The 14,902-nt window shown below is 61.5% G+C and carries 10 protein-coding genes; 4 read left to right on the top strand and 6 right to left on the bottom strand.

Features of this window, described 5'->3' with window-relative positions; genetic code table 11:
- Window positions 1–21: 21 nt before the first annotated feature.
- The 3 genes from ACI2KS_RS25415 to ACI2KS_RS25405 all read right to left on the bottom strand — a co-directional run bounded on the left by ACI2KS_RS25415 (window position 22) and on the right by ACI2KS_RS25405 (window position 3,286).
- Window positions 22–1,266 (bottom strand): lipoprotein-releasing ABC transporter permease subunit, encoded by a 1,245-nt coding sequence (locus ACI2KS_RS25415; protein WP_404623770.1) that lies wholly within the window; start codon window positions 1,264–1,266, stop codon window positions 22–24.
- 78 nt (window positions 1,267–1,344) lie between these two features.
- A complete protein-coding gene (gene lolD / locus ACI2KS_RS25410; protein ID WP_404623769.1) occupies window positions 1,345–2,028 on the bottom strand; it encodes a lipoprotein-releasing ABC transporter ATP-binding protein LolD in 684 nt (227 codons plus the stop codon).
- Window positions 2,029–2,035: 7 nt separating this feature from the next.
- Window positions 2,036–3,286 carry a lipoprotein-releasing ABC transporter permease subunit gene (locus ACI2KS_RS25405; RefSeq protein WP_404623768.1) on the bottom strand — a complete coding sequence of 417 codons (1,251 nt, stop codon included), beginning with the start codon at window positions 3,284–3,286 and terminating at the stop codon, window positions 2,036–2,038.
- A gap of 125 nt (window positions 3,287–3,411) precedes the next feature.
- Here ACI2KS_RS25405 and ACI2KS_RS25400 point away from each other — a divergent pair, with 125 nt between their 5' ends.
- Entirely contained in the window at window positions 3,412–3,999 is a 588-nt protein-coding gene (locus ACI2KS_RS25400) for a PilZ domain-containing protein (protein ID WP_404623767.1), read from the top strand.
- 37 nt (window positions 4,000–4,036) lie between these two features.
- Window positions 4,037–4,759, top strand: coding sequence for a glycerophosphodiester phosphodiesterase (locus tag ACI2KS_RS25395; protein ID WP_404623766.1), 723 nt, complete (start codon window positions 4,037–4,039; stop codon window positions 4,757–4,759).
- Between the two features lie 42 nt (window positions 4,760–4,801).
- On the opposite strand, the gene sthA is transcribed toward ACI2KS_RS25395, so the two are convergent.
- Window positions 4,802–6,196: a Si-specific NAD(P)(+) transhydrogenase gene (gene sthA, locus ACI2KS_RS25390; protein WP_404623765.1), complete on the bottom strand. Its 1,395-nt coding sequence runs from the start codon at window positions 6,194–6,196 to the stop codon at window positions 4,802–4,804.
- Window positions 6,197–6,540: 344 nt separating this feature from the next.
- Here sthA and ACI2KS_RS25385 point away from each other — a divergent pair, with 344 nt between their 5' ends.
- Entirely contained in the window at window positions 6,541–7,107 is a 567-nt protein-coding gene (locus ACI2KS_RS25385) for a chalcone isomerase family protein (protein WP_404623764.1), read from the top strand.
- A 55-nt stretch (window positions 7,108–7,162) separates the two neighbouring features.
- On the opposite strand, the gene ACI2KS_RS25380 is transcribed toward ACI2KS_RS25385, so the two are convergent.
- Window positions 7,163–11,476, bottom strand: a complete 4,314-nt coding sequence (locus tag ACI2KS_RS25380; RefSeq protein ID WP_404623763.1) for a dermonecrotic toxin domain-containing protein — start codon at window positions 11,474–11,476, stop codon at window positions 7,163–7,165.
- Window positions 11,477–11,770: 294 nt separating this feature from the next.
- Between ACI2KS_RS25380 and ACI2KS_RS25375 the strand changes: the two genes are divergently transcribed.
- Window positions 11,771–13,063 (top strand): MFS transporter, encoded by a 1,293-nt coding sequence (locus tag ACI2KS_RS25375; RefSeq protein WP_404623762.1) that lies wholly within the window; start codon window positions 11,771–11,773, stop codon window positions 13,061–13,063.
- Window positions 13,064–13,293: 230 nt separating this feature from the next.
- On the opposite strand, the gene ACI2KS_RS25370 is transcribed toward ACI2KS_RS25375, so the two are convergent.
- Window positions 13,294–14,757 (bottom strand): glyceraldehyde-3-phosphate dehydrogenase, encoded by a 1,464-nt coding sequence (locus ACI2KS_RS25370; protein ID WP_404623761.1) that lies wholly within the window; start codon window positions 14,755–14,757, stop codon window positions 13,294–13,296.
- Between the last annotated feature and the right edge of the window lie 145 nt (window positions 14,758–14,902).

Here is a 14,902-nt window from a genome sequence, read left to right as displayed (position 1 = left end):
CCAAATCAGGAACGCCGGCGCTTATTCGTAGCGCAATGCATGTGCCGGCTGGATCTGCGCGGCCCGGTAGGCCGGGTAGATCGTTGCCAGAAAGCTCAGAATGAACCCCGCACTGCAGATCAGCGCCACGTCGCTGCCTTCCAGATGCGACGGCAGGTTGCTGATGAAATACACGTCCGAGGTGAAGATGTGCTGGCCGGTGACGCGCTCGACCCAGCCCACCAACTGGCTGACGTTGATCGCGGCAATCACCCCCAGCACGCCACCGATGAGGGTGCCGACCACGCCGATGACCGTGCCCTGAACCATGAAGATCGCCATGATCTGCCGAGGCGTGGCGCCGATGGTGCGCAGGATCGCGATGTCGGCGCCCTTGTCGTTCACGACCATGATCAGCGTGGCGATGATGTTGAACGCCGCCACCGCGACAATCATCAGCAACAGCAAGCCGATCATGGTCTTTTCCATTTTCATGGCACTGAACAGACTGCCCTGGCTGTGGGTCCAGTCATCGGCCTTGTAATCGGCGCCCAGCCCGCCCGCGATGGCTGCCGAGACTTGCGGTGCCGCATACAGGTCGGTCAGGGCCAGCCGCACACCTTGCACCTGGTTGGGCTGCCAGCGTTGAATCAGCGCAGCGTCGGCCACGTTGACCAGCGCCATCGAGCCGTCGAGCTCGGCGCCGACCTTGAACACCCCGACCACGGTCAGGCGTTGCAGGCGCGGGGTAATGCCGCCGGGAGCGCTGCTGATTTCCGGGACGATCAGAGTGATCTTGTCGCCGACGTTCAGGCGAAAGCGCCGGGCGGTGATTTCACCGATGACCACGCCGAACTCACCCGCTTTGAGGTCCTGCAAACGCCCCTGAACGATGTGCTGAGTGACGATGGAGACCTGGGATTCCAATGCAGGGTCGACGCCGTTGATCTGGATCGGCTGCATCGAACCCTTGTACGACAGCATGCCGTCCATTTCGGTGAACGGCACGGCAGCGGTGACCTGCGGGTTCTTCAGCGCGGCATCGGCGGCGGGTTTCCAGTCGTCCAGCGGCTTGACCCCGGAGATCACCGCGTGCGGGACCATGCCGAGGATGCGCGAGCTCATCTCCTGCTGGAAGCCATTCATCACCGACAGCACCACGATCATCGCCAGGACGCCCAGCGCCAGGCCAATCATCGAGGTCATCGAAATGAACGAGATAAAGTGGTTGCGGCGCTTGGCCCGGGTGTAGCGCGTGCCGATAAAGATCGATAGCGGTCTGAACATGGGTGGAGCACCGTAGCTAAAGCAGCTAAAAGTAAAAACCCGACGCTGGAAACCCGCGTCGGGTAAATCAGGGTTGCATCACGCCTCGACCAGACGGCCTTCTTCCAGGCGCCATACCCGATCCATCTGCCGGGCCAGCGTCATGTCGTGGGTGACCACCAGAAACGCGGTACGCGACGAGGTGCTCAACTCCAGCATCAGGTCCTGAATACCCTGGGCGGTGTGGGAATCGAGGTTGCCGGTGGGCTCATCGAGCATCACCAGACCCGGCCGGTTGACCAGCGCCCGGGCAATCGCCACGCGCTGACGCTCGCCGCCGGAAAGCTCAGAGGGCTTGTGCGCCAGACGGTGCTTGAGCCCTACCCGCTCCAGCAACGCGGTGGCGCGCTGGCGGGCTTCGGGGATCGGGGTCTTGCCGATCAGCAGCGGCATGCAGACGTTTTCCAGCGCAGTGAATTCAGGCAGCAGGTGGTGGAACTGATAGACGAAGCCCAGCGCCCGGTTGCGCAACAGGCCACGGGCCTTTTCGTTGAGTGCCGACAACTCTTCGCCGGCCAGCCAGACGCTGCCTTCGGTTGGCGTGTCGAGCCCGCCCAGCAGGTTGAGCAAGGTACTTTTGCCCGAGCCCGAACTGCCGACGATCGCCACGCGCTCGCCAGGGTGCAGTTCCAGTTGCAGGCCCGAGAGAACCACCACCGATTCGGGGCCCTCCTCGTAGGATTTGCCCAGGTTGCGGCAACTCAGTACAGCTTTATCACTCATGCCCGACTCACTCATAACGTAGCGCCTCCGCCGGCTGGGTGCGCGCGGCACGCCAGGCGGGATACAAGGTGGCGAGGAAACTCAGGACCAGCGCCGCGCCGCAGACCAGCAGCACGTCCTGGGCCATCAATTGCGATGGCAGATAGTCGATGAAATAGACATCCGCGTTGAGAAACTTGTGGCCGATCAGGCCTTCGAGCGCCGAGATCGCCGAGCTGACGTTCAGCGCGGCGAGAATGCCCACACCGGCGCCGATCAGTGTGCCGACCACGCCGATGACCGTGCCCTGGACCATGAAGATCGCCATGATCTGCCCCGGGGTCGCGCCCAGCGTGCGCAAGATCGCGATGTCACCGCGCTTGTCATTGACCACCATCACCAGGGTGGAAATGATGTTGAACGCCGCCACCGCCACGATCAGCAAAAGCAGCAGGCCGATGATGGATTTCTCCATACCGATGGCCTGATACAGATTGCCGTGGGTGCGGGTCCAGTCACGCGAGTAGTACTGGTGCTCGCCCAGGTTCTGGGCGATCTCGTAGGCCGTGCGCGGGGCCTTGAACAGATCGGTGAACTTCAGGCGCAGACCCTGTACCTGACCGGGTTTCCAGCGATGCAGCCGCGCCAGGTCCTGCAGGTTGGTGACACCCAGGTAACCGTCCAGCTCACCGGCGCCTACATGAAAGATGCCGACCACGGTGAAGCGCTTCATGCGCGGGAACATGCCCGCCGGGGTCACGGTGACTTCGGGCGAGACGAAGGTCACCTTGTCGCCGATGGACACGCCCAGCTTGGCTGCCGCCTTGTCGCCGATGACCACGCCAAAGCCGCCTGTGACCAGATCGTCCAGGCTGCCCTGCTTCATGAAGCCGTCGATAATCGAAACTTTGCGTTCCTGGACCGGGTCGATGGCATTGAGCAGGATTTTCTGCACGTTGCCATTGTTGGTCAGCAGGCCCTGCATCTGGGTGAACGGCGCGACCGCCTCCACCTGGGGGTTTTGCTTGACCCGGGTGGCCAGGCCTTGCCAGTCGCTGATGGGCTCGCCGGACTCGATGGTGGCATGCGGAACCATCCCCAGGACGCGGGTGCGCATCTCATGATCGAAGCCGTTCATGACCGATAACACGACTATCATCACCACGACACCCAGGGCCAGGCCGATCATCGACGTCAGGGAAATGAAGGAGACAAAATGGTTACGGCGTTTTGCACGGGTGTAACGCGTGCCGATGAATACAAAAAGAGGTCTGAACATGGAGGGGCTTGTTCAAAGGAATGGGAACGTCCTTGTGGCGGGCCAGGGCCTGCGGCTTTACACTCGAATCGCTGGTCGCGATCCTGCGCAATCACTCTGACAACCGCCGCTACCATGGGTTCGCCATGTCGACATTAGATGAAGAAGAACGCCGCGAATACTACCGTATCGAAGACAGCGTCGCACTGGAAATTCAACACATTCCAGGTTCCGGGGCTGTCGACGAACATGCCCACAATGACAGCTCGACCCTGTTCGATCTGCTGAGCGAACTGCATGTTGCCGAGTTCGAATCCCAGCACCTGCTGCGTCAGCTCGACGATCGCGATCGCACCACCAACAGCTTTCTGCGGGCCATGAGCAAGCGCATCGATCTGCTCGGCCAAGTCATCGCGCAGACCGTGCTGGGCAAGCTGGGCGCGCCGCAGACGGTGATCATGTCCGAGGGCGGCTTGCAGTTCGAGTCGCACCAGCCCTACCCCGTGGACAGCCTGCTGTCGGTGAAAATGGTGCTGATGCCTCAAGCCTCCGGGATGATGCTGCGGGCCCGAGTGACCCAATGCCAGTCGCGAACCATCGGCGGCTTCGAGATCGGCACCGAATGGACCGAGCTGTCCGATGCCCAGCGCCAGCTCCTGGCCCGACACATTCTGCAACGACAAGCCGCACAACGGCGGCTCGCCCGCGAGCAGACCGACCCTGACCCCAAATAAACCGTTTACCGCCTGAGCGCGCTATCGAGGAATCTTTGTGACCATTATTTACGGCCACCGCGGCGCCAAGGGCGAAGCACCGGAAAACACCCTGAGCAGCTTTCAGGAATGCCTCAAACACGGGGTCAAGCGCTGCGAGCTGGACCTGCACCTGTCCCGCGATGGCGAGTTGATGGTGATCCACGACCCGACTCTCAAACGCACCACCGACCGGCGCGGCAAGGTGGTCGAGCACGATGCCGCCGATCTTGTGACCTACGATGCGCGCAAGGGCGGGCCGGGCTGGGTGCACCCCTGCCCGATCCCACGACTTGAAGAACTGTTCGAGAAATGCGCTTTCGAGCACTGGCAACTGGAAGTCAAGAGCGCATCACGCACCCGCGCGGCAACCACGGTGCTGGCGATTCGCGAAATGGCCCAGCGTCATGGCTTGCTGGACAAGGTCACCATCACCTCAAGCTCGCGCGAAGTACTGCGCGCGGCCCTTGAACTGACGCCGGATATTTCTCGCGGCCTGGTGGCCGAATACGCCTGGCTTGACCCGTTGAAGGTCGCGCAAGGTTATGGCTGTGAAATCCTGGCGCTGAACTGGACGCTGTGCACGCCCGAGCGCCTGAAGAAAGCCCAGAGTCAGGGCCTGCATGTATCGGTATGGACGGTCAACGAGCCTGCACTGATGCGCAGGCTCGCCGACTTCGGCGTTGACAGCCTGATTACAGACTTTCCCGGTTTGGCCAGCGCCACCCTGGAGAGTTACTGAAATCGGTCTCCCCGGCCGGCTCAGGCCACCGGCCGGAGCCACTCAAAAAAGCCGGTTGAGGCCGTCGTACGCCGCCACCCGATAGGCTTCGGCCATGGTCGGGTAGTTGAACGTGGTGTTGACGAAATACTTGAGGGTATTGGCCTCGCCCGGCTGGTTCATGATCGCCTGGCCGATGTGCACGATCTCCGACGCCTGGTCGCCGAAGCAATGCACGCCGAGGATCTGCAGGGTTTCGCGATGGAACAGGATCTTCAGCATGCCTACCGGCTCGTTGGAGATCTGCGCGCGGGCCATGCTCTTGAAGAAAGCCTTGCCCACTTCGTACGGCACCTTGGCCTGGGTCAGGTCGTGTTCGTTCTGCCCGATCGAGCTGATTTCCGGAATGGTGTAGATACCGGTCGGCACATCGTTGACGAAGCGCCAGGCGCCGTTGTCCACCGCGCTGCCCGAGGCCGAACGACCCTGGTCATACGCAGCACTGGCCAGGCTCGGCCAGCCGATCACGTCGCCGGCGCCATAAATGTTCGGCTTGCTGGTGCGATACGCCTCATCGACCTCGATCTGCCCGCGACCGTTGGCCTTGATGCCGACGTTTTCCAGGCCCAGCTTGTCGGTGTTGCCGGTCCGGCCGTTGCACCACAGCAAGGCATCGGCCTTGACCTTCTTGCCGGACTTGAGGTGCAGGATCACGCCGTTTTCCAGGCACTCGACGCGTTCGTACTCCTCGTTGTGGCGCACCATCACGTTGTTGTTGCTGAAGTGATAGCTCAAGCCCTGGGAGATTTCCGAATCGAGGAAGCTGAGCAGTTGATCGCGGTTGTCGATCAGTTCGACCTCTACCCCAAGACCACTGAAGATCGACGCGTATTCGCAGCCGATCACGCCTGCGCCATAGATGATCAATTTACGCGGCGTGTGGTTGAGGCTGAGAATGGTGTCGCTGTCGTAGATACGCTTGTGGGTGAAATCGATGTCGGCGGGGCGATAGGGACGCGAGCCGGTAGCGATGATGATCTGGTTGGCCACCAGTTTTTCCACCACGCCCGTGTTGCAGACCACATCGATGGTGCGCTCGTCGGCGAAACTGCCGGTGCCGAAAAACACGTCGACGCGATTGCGCGCGTAGTAGCCGGTGCGCGACGCGACCTGCTTGCTGATGACTTTTTCAGCGTTTTTCAACACGTCCGGGAAGGAGAACCAGCGCGGCTCGCCAATGGCCCGGAACATCGGATTGGTGTTGAACTGAATGATCTGCTTGACCGAGTGACGCAACGCCTTGGACGGGATTGTGCCCAGGTGAGTGCAATTGCCGCCGACCTGCCGCCGGCTGTCGACCATGGCCACCTTGCGCCCGGCCTTGGCGGCGTTCATTGCCGCGCCTTCTCCTGCTGGGCCGGAACCCAGTACCACTACGTCGTAGTTGTAGACAGCCATGCGTACTCCTTAGAACAGGCCGAGGCGCCACTCTGGCGTCTCTGGCTAAATCATGCCGCGGCCGGCGGCATGAGAATCGAAACTCGCGGCGCAGTCTAATCGCCAGGCGACGCGGCGAACATTAACCCTTGGTCGCGTCGTAGGCCAATGTTGTCTGCGCTACAGGGCACCCAGCGAGGCGAAAACAGCCCGGCGAGCGGCCGATTGCTGCGGATGATAAATGCCTTGCGTCACGAAGTATAAAAAAAGCTGCGATTTTGTCGGTTTGTGCGTAATGCCGCACTTTTGCGGTCGCGGCAAACGTGTCATATCTGGTGCCGGATCTTTCACCCAAGGGCGCCATCATGCGACACCGTTTCATTCCCTGGATGCTGTTGCTGCTGGCGCTGGGCAGCCCACTGGTCGTTGCATCCCAGGCCGACCTGCTCAAGCGCGCGGACTTCCCCGGGCAGCTCAACGGCCAGTCGCCGGCCCTTGAACGCAAGAACCAGGCGATTCTGACTTATCTGTGGACCGACGTTTACGCGGCAGCCTTTTATGCAGAGCCTTCAGTCAGTGCCAGACAGGCGGTCTTCACTCAGGCGCCGCAGAAGCTGGCACTGTTCTATTTTCGTGACATCGACCGCAACGATGTGATCAAGGCCGCCAACGCCACCCTCGAACGTCAGCAGACCAAAGAGACCCTGTCGCGACTCAGACAAGAACTGGATCGCTTGCATCAAAGCTTCCAGGACATCAAGCCCGGTGACCGCTACGACCTGAGCTGGGACCGAGCTGATGGCCTGAATCTGCTGCGCAACGGCATCGTCATCTTCGCCAGCCCCGATCCGGAGCTGGCCAAGGTGTACTTCGCCATCTGGCTGGCCCCGGACGGCCTGTCGGCGGATCTGCGAGAGGCGTTGCTCAAATAGCCTGAGCGTCAGGCTCACCCCCCCTTGTCAGCGCCGGATCGAGCCGGCCATGCACTCATTGCGTGGCCGCCCCTGCAGCGGCCAGCTCCAGAAACAGGCGCCGGGCCACGTCTTTGCCGATGGCGCTTCGATAGATGCTGACCACTTCCTTGTCGTCCTTGGCCGCCTTGACCTGGGCCTTGTAGCCCATGAAACGTTGCTCGGGCATCTTCAGGTGAGCGGCAGTGTAGGCGTCCGCTGGGGTGGCTTGGCCGGGGTAATGAAAATGCGCCCACCACAGAACCCGCTGATCCTTGTCACGAATGACGTACTCCTGCAGGAAGTCGTTGCGCCGGGATCCGGACATGTTCTTGCGGCCTTCGAAACGGGCGATATCGACCTCCCGCTCGTGTGCCAGATAACTCAGGCGCGCAGCGGTCGGCGGTTGCGCCTTGATCATGGCAATACGCACGGAGCGCCCTGCCTCCAGCAGACGCGAGGCTGCGGCTCGCAGATCGCCGATCAGGGCCTGAACCGTGTGCTCGGCGCCGTCGCCCTGAGCGGATTCGGCCAGCCGTGCGCCGAGTTTGTCAGCCAGGGCGGTCAGGTGATCGGCCTTGAACACCAGGATGTCCTGCATGTCCGCAGGTTCGCCCGGGCGCAGGGACTGGCGCCTGGCATAATTGACGGCCGGCTCGACGCGCTCCAGCGCAGCGCTGGCCTGGCGCTTGAGGTCCGCCAGGGCGATGACCGGTTCGCGACTCATGCGCCTGGGCGGCGGCGCGGTCTGAACTTCCACCCACTGGCCGTCCTCGTGCAGATGATAAGTGCCGACCACAGTTTCGTTGCTGGTCTGGGTGACATCGACAACAGCGCCCGGAACATCCGCCTCGCCCTCCCTCAGGCGCCCGACCAGCGTACGTTGCCCGCGGGTCTTGAACACTCGCTTGCGCGGCTGTTTGACCCTTGGGGCATATTCGGACGGTTGCTCCGGGGGTTCGGCACTTTCGCGAATCAGGTCCGACAGGCGTTTCTCGGCAGCGTCTGAAATCCATGCCAGTTCCTCGACGTAACGCTCGAAGCGCCCTGCATCCAGGGCCTGGGGCGAGCTTTCGCGCGCGCACATCGAGATCAGCGTGGCGCGGTGGTATTCACGCAGCGAGCTTTCCAGCACATCGATCTGCTCAGACAGCGTGTAGTCGTTGGGCTTCTCCAGTTCGGAGTGGGAACAGAACGCCGCGTGCAGGGCCTCATCGGTGCGCAATCCCTTGAGCTCGGAGACCACCTGCCCCGAGAGGATCCACTCCTTGGCGAAGCTCAATTCCAGCAACGACCAGAATCGGTAGATCCGCCACTCCAGGTGGGTCAGCAGGTGGGTGCGCTGTATCTCCAGCGACTCGTCCCGCCAGAATTGCAAACCAACCTTGGGCACGTTTCGCAGCTGCTGCCAGAACGCTTCGCGCACACTCGACCAGTGCACGCCCCGCTCCTGCGCCTTGAGCAGGTTTTCGAAGAGCGTCAGGTAAGCGTCGACATTTTCCGGGGTGACGGCGGGCCCGGCGACCGCTTCCAGCTCGGGCATCCGCGCGCGGGTCAGTTTCACCAGATTTTCAAGCAACACCCCCTCGAAGAAGGCGATCCGCCGGCTCACACCCTGCAAGCTGGTGGCGACAGTTTTTTCACTCGCCCGATCAGCCGGGCGCAGCATCTGTTGCAGCTGTTGCCGCTCTTCAAGGATCGCCGTCAGTTCCTTGAGGTTGTTTTCGACCTCCTCGACAAGCTCGTCCGAGATAGGCTCGGGCACATCCCGGACTGCCCGGTCCCAACCGACGAACGCTTGATAGATGGCACTCCTGCGCCGTTCGAGTACCACGTTGCGCTCGGTCACCTGCTTGAGGGTGGCCGCGTTTTGCTCCGCCAGTTGCCGGGCGCTGCGTTTCGGACCGCCACCACGAAGCTTCAGCGACAGGTCCAGCGCCCAGGCCTGCCCGACCCGGCACAGGCGCGGCCCGTGCGCCAGTGGATTGTGCGGATCGACGATGTACGCCCCGTCCTCGTTGAAACCGACCCGATACGCCGCACCGTCGAGCTGCACCCACCAGTGTTGCTCGTGCTGATACAGGCCTTCCTTTCCCGGCTCCCCCGACGGCATCCCGGGTGGCGCTTCGGACGACGCCTTCAGGCCGTCAAGCTGGCGTGCCTGATCCGCGGTCAGGCGATGGTTGGAGCTGGACCAGGCGAAATCCAGCAGGGTTTGATCAACGGCCGGTTGCGTGAGCGGCTCCGGCCCCGCTGCTTTGGCTCCATGATCGGCTGCGGTCGCAGGCTCCAGCGTTGCCGCTCTGACCGAGGGCGGACGTGCCGAGGCTGGCAGATGCGGCGCGAAGCCCTGATGCAGAAGAATCGTCGAGATGGTCAGCAACAGCGTGTTCCACGCAGCGACGCCTTCGGGTCCGGCCTTGCGCCGCTCGGCCACCAATACCTGGTCAACGGCCGTCATCAACTGCACCAGCCACAGCGCAGTGCCCACCGATCCGGACAGGAACGGCATAACCGCCTCCAGCGCCAGCCAGCCACCACGGCGAATCATCGCCCAGCGGCTTTCGGCATTGGACACCGATTGGCGGTCGGCAAGGTCCACCAACGCCCTGGCATTGGCGCTGAACAGCACCGGCATGACATCGCCCTGCACCTCGCTGAGGTCCAACTGCGCAGGTTTGGGGACCTCCAGTGGCGCGAATTCCGAGCCCAGACCGAAGCGCACGATATGCGGCTGATCGAACCCGCCATTGGCGTAACGCTGGCGCGCAGGGTCGGTCATCCATGTCAGCACGTCCTGCTGCAGGTCACCGTCCTGGGCGATGGCGTCGCGCAGGGCCAACCAGTTGGCGAATTCGCGCAGCGGCGTTTGAGCGAACGGGCGATACAGGACCCACGGCCCGAAGCCCGGAGCCGCCGGACCGATGACGAACATATTGCTGACCTGATCGGCGCTGGCGCCCGGCTGCGCCACCCATGCCAACTGACGCACAACGCTACCGCCGCCAACGCCGGGCGTTTCCAGCAAGGAGCAGATCAAGCGATAACCGGCCTGGGTCAAGTCACCCTGACCACGGATTTTCTGCTCAAGGGCCTTGAGGGGTAACTGCACCCGCAGCTGATCGGCGAACAGCGCCTGTCGTCTGCCAGCTTCAGGCAAATCGCTGATCAGGTAGCGTCGTACCAGCGCGGGATAGGCCAAACCGATATCCGCGCGTACCACCAACTGCTTCAGGTATTCAGGGGTCAGCCAGTCGGGCAGCGGCCCGCCGTCGCGCGTGGACAGACGAATACTGCCGGCAGGCAGACTCGACAGATTCTCCAGCGCGAACGTGGCGACACTCATGGTGACCGCCTGCACGCTGCCTACTGCGACGAATTGCCCGGCAGAGGGCACGGCGCTTGCCACGACCTTGGCGATGTGAACGGTCACGTCATCGAGCGTCACCCCGCTCGCTTGCGGATGATCCTCACGCAAACTGTCCTGAAGCGTGCGTAGGGCGTAATCGAGGATCGGCGGCAAATCGTCGTCCCAGGCCTGACCACCGGCCCGCGACGCCGCGACTGCCAGTGCAGCCATTCTGCGGCTGTAATCCAGGCGATCCGCGGACGATGCGCTGCGCAACCAGTCTGGCAACTGATCGAGCCGGGACACCTGCACGCCCTGCGTGGTTGAGGGGCCATCTTCAAGCCAGGGGCTGACATCGGTGATTCTGGCCAGATAACGTTCGATCTCGTCGAAATCGGCAAGTCCCAGGGAAAGCACGCCGTGGATGGCGGACAACTGCTCGCCGAGAATCTCCAGGGCCTTTTTCTCGAACGCAGCCTGCCGGGTATTTTCGGCCTCAGGCAGGCGAATACCGCGATCGGCCATGCCTGCCTGAGCATCGGCAGCGCCGGGTGTTGCCGACAGGCTTTGTTGCTCAAGTGCCCGGGCAAGACACAGCCAGGGGCTGGAACCGTCCTTGCCGGGGCGGTCCCAGAAATCCACGGTCGCTTGCATGAACGCCTGGGCAAGGCTGAGCGACACGCTGTCGATCAGAACAGCCAGTTGCTCGACATCAACGTCAAGGATGACAGGGGGTGAGGCTGATGGATCCGCCAGCAGCGTTTCCTTTCCGGAGGTCCACAACGGCGTCTTGCCGGTCGCGAAGTGATGCCGCAGACAATCAAGCAAGGTTTCAGTGGTCGGGGCGCCAGACCCGGCAACGCTGGTGATCACCGCGCGCTGCGGATCGATGCCCATGCCCGGATATCGGGACTCAAGCGCCGCGCCCAGCGTTCGGGATGCCAGCGCGCTGAGGGATGGCCGGCGGGAAAATGTGTCGATCAGCTCGTATTTGGCATTCATCGTGGCTTGCACTCGCAAATGAAATGGGCCATCGGCCGACCAGAGGCGTCGGTCGGTGGCGTTTCAAGGGAGTTAAAGCCGGATCACCAAGACCTGTGACATAAACAAATATTGTGTCGCCGGTCTGCTACAGGTGAACGGGGTGCGGCCGTACGTGTCTTCTGATTGCTATCCGCCACTTTTACACATATCGTTACAAATCTGCACCGCTCGAGACCAAGCCCGGACGGCGCAGGAGAGGACGCATAAATACAACGGATCCCCCAGCTAGACAGCCTAAGTGAGTAATTCCAAATGGCCTCGAACACAGGCAAAGGCAAGGCGATTTTTCGCGTTGTCAGCGGCAACTTCCTTGAAATGTTTGACTTCATGGTCTATGGCTTCTACGCCACGGCCATTGCCAAGACCTTCTTCCCAGCAGACAGTGAGTTCGCATCCCTGATGCTCTCGCTGGCGACTTTCGGCGCCGGCTTTTTGATGCGTCCATTGGGTGCCATTTTCCTCGGCGCCTACATCGACCACCACGGTCGTAAGAAAGGCCTGATCATCACCCTGGCCATGATGGCCATGGGCACGATCCTCATTGCCTGCGTGCCGGGTTATGCGACCTTGGGTGTCGCCGCGCCCCTGCTGGTACTGATCGGCCGTCTGCTGCAGGGCTTCTCGGCCGGCGTGGAACTGGGCGGCGTGTCTGTCTATCTGGCTGAAATTTCGACCCCGGGCCGTAAAGGTTTCTTCGTCAGCTGGCAGTCCGCTAGCCAGCAAGCCGCAGTGGTATTTGCCGGCCTGCTGGGCGTTGGCCTGAACCACTGGCTGAGTCCGGAAGAGATGGGCCAATGGGGCTGGCGTGTGCCGTTCCTGATCGGCTGCATGATCGTTCCGGCGATCTTCGTGATTCGTCGCTCGCTGGAAGAAACCCCGGAATTCGAAGCCCGCGCGCGCAAGCATCGTCCGACCTTGGGCGAAGTGATGAAGTCCATTGGCGCCAACTTCGGCCTGGTGATTGCCGGCATGGCGCTGGTGGTCATGACCACCGTGTCGTTCTACCTGATTACCGCCTACACGCCGACCTTCGGCAAGAACGAACTGCACCTGTCTGATCTGGACAGCCTGTTGGTGACAGTCTGCGTGGGTATCTCGAACTTCATCTGGCTGCCGGTCATGGGCTCGCTGTCGGACAAGATCGGTCGCAAGCCGCTGCTGCTGGCAGCCACCATCCTGGCCATCATCACTGCCTACCCTGCCCTGTCCTGGCTGACCTCGAACCCAAGCTTCGTGAACCTTCTGGTGGTCGAGCTGTGGCTGTCGTTCCTGTACGGTTCGTACAACGGCGCGATGGTGGTTTCGCTGACCGAGATCATGCCGGTCGAAGTGCGCACCACCGGCTTCTCCCTGGCCTATAGCCTGGCGACGGCGACCTTCGGTGGCTTCACGCCAGCGGCCTGTACTTATCTGATCCATGTGCTCGACAACAAGGCAGCACCGGGTATCTGGCTGAGCGGCGCTGCGGTGATGGGCCTGGTCGCGACACTGGTACTGTTCCGCAAGGGCCAGACGCGTATTCAAGGTGCTCCGGCTGCAGGCTAAACCTGTGCAGTTGTCACGCTGAAAACAGAAACGCCCCGACTGGTCCGGGGCGTTTTTTTTTGGGACTGAATATGAATTTTGGGTTCGCCCTAACGCCAGAGCCCTATCAGCGCAACCACAAATAACGGACATACACCCAAACGCAGCGCAAAAAAACGCCCCGAACCAGTCGGGGCGTTTCTTTACATTGGCGTGCAGCTTAACGCTTGCCGCTGGCCACTGCATTCAACTTACTTGGGGAATGCAGGCGGGTTGACTCCAGCCATGTCTTCCATCACGCGAACCACCTGGCAGCTGTAACCGAATTCGTTGTCGTACCAGACGTACAGGACGACGCGGTTATCGTTGCAGATCGTGGCTTCAGCATCGACCACACCGGCGTGGCGCGAGCCGACGAAATCGGTGGACACCACTTCCTGCGAATTGACGAAGTCGATCTGCTTGTGCAGGTCCGAATACAGCGCGGTCTGGCGCAGGTACTCGTTCATCTCTTCGCGAGTGGTGGCGGTGCCCAGGTTCAGGTTGAGGATCGCCATCGAAACGTTTGGCGTCGGAACCCGGATCGCGTTACCGGTCAGCTTGCCAGCCAGCTCAGGCAAAGCCTTGGCAGCGGCAGTGGCAGCGCCGGTTTCGGTGATGACCATGTTCAGCGCAGCGCTGCGGCCACGACGATCACCCTTGTGGAAGTTGTCGATCAGGTTCTGGTCGTTGGTGTACGAGTGAACGGTTTCAACGTGACCATTGACGATACCAAACTTGTCGTTGACGGCCTTGAGCACCGGGACGATAGCGTTGGTGGTGCAGGATGCCGCGGAGATGATCTTGTCATCGGCGGTGATCTGCTGGTGGTTGATGCCGTGAACGATGTTCTTCAGCTTGCCCTTGCCCGGTGCGGTCAGCACCACACGGTCGATGCCAGGGCACTGCAGGTGTTGGCCCAGGCCCTCGGCATCACGCCATACGCCAGTGTTGTCGACCAGCAGAGCGTCCTTGATCCCGTACTGGGTGTAGTCCACTTCAGTCGGGTTCTTGGCGTAGATCACCTGGATCAGGTTGCCGTTGGCGCTGATGGTGTTGTTGGCTTCATCGATGGTGATGGTCCCGTCGAACGGGCCATGAACCGAGTCGCGACGCAGCAGGCTTGCGCGCTTGGCCAGATCGTTTTCGGCGCCTTTACGCACGACGACGGCACGCAGGCGCAAGCCGTCGCCACCACCGGTTTTTTCGATCAGGATGCGCGCCAGCAGACGGCCAATGCGGCCGAAACCATAAAGGACAACGTCGGTGCCTTTACGCGCGCCGGAATTCTGCTGGCCAACGACTTCGGCCATTTCTTCACGGACGAATTGTTCGGCCGTGCGGCCATTGGCCTCGGTCTTGTATTTGACTGCCAGCTTGCCCAGGTCCACGGAAGCGGCACCCAGTTTGAGCTCGCTCATCGCTTTGATGAGCGGGAAAGTCTCGTGTACGGACAACTCGGTTGCGTCGGCTTGACGATGACGCGCAAAGCGGTGTGCCTTGAGAATCGCGATGACTGAACGATTGATCAGGGTGCGGCCGTAGATCGAACTCACCACGTTGTTATTGCGGTAGAGCTGACCGATGAGCGGGATCATCGCCTCGGCGAGCGCTTCACGATCGATCCATTCACCAAGACACTGGTCGGGCTTCTGAGTCACGGGAACCTTCCACATGTAGGGGCTGAAAAAAGGGACTACATTATGCCCAAGCCTTTGTTTATGAGCAATCCGGTGTTTTCACGCAACGCGGCACTACATAATTGGGCGAGCACAAAACTGACAGCGCAATCCTGATTTAGTTACAATCCCAGGCTTTGCC

Origin of the sequence: Pseudomonas sp. NPDC087358 (genome assembly GCF_044900785.1) — a bacterium.
Classification (GTDB): Bacteria; Pseudomonadota; Gammaproteobacteria; order Pseudomonadales; family Pseudomonadaceae; genus Aquipseudomonas.
The sequence above is the reverse complement of the archived record's forward strand: the minus strand, read 5'-3'. Positions and strand labels throughout refer to the sequence as shown.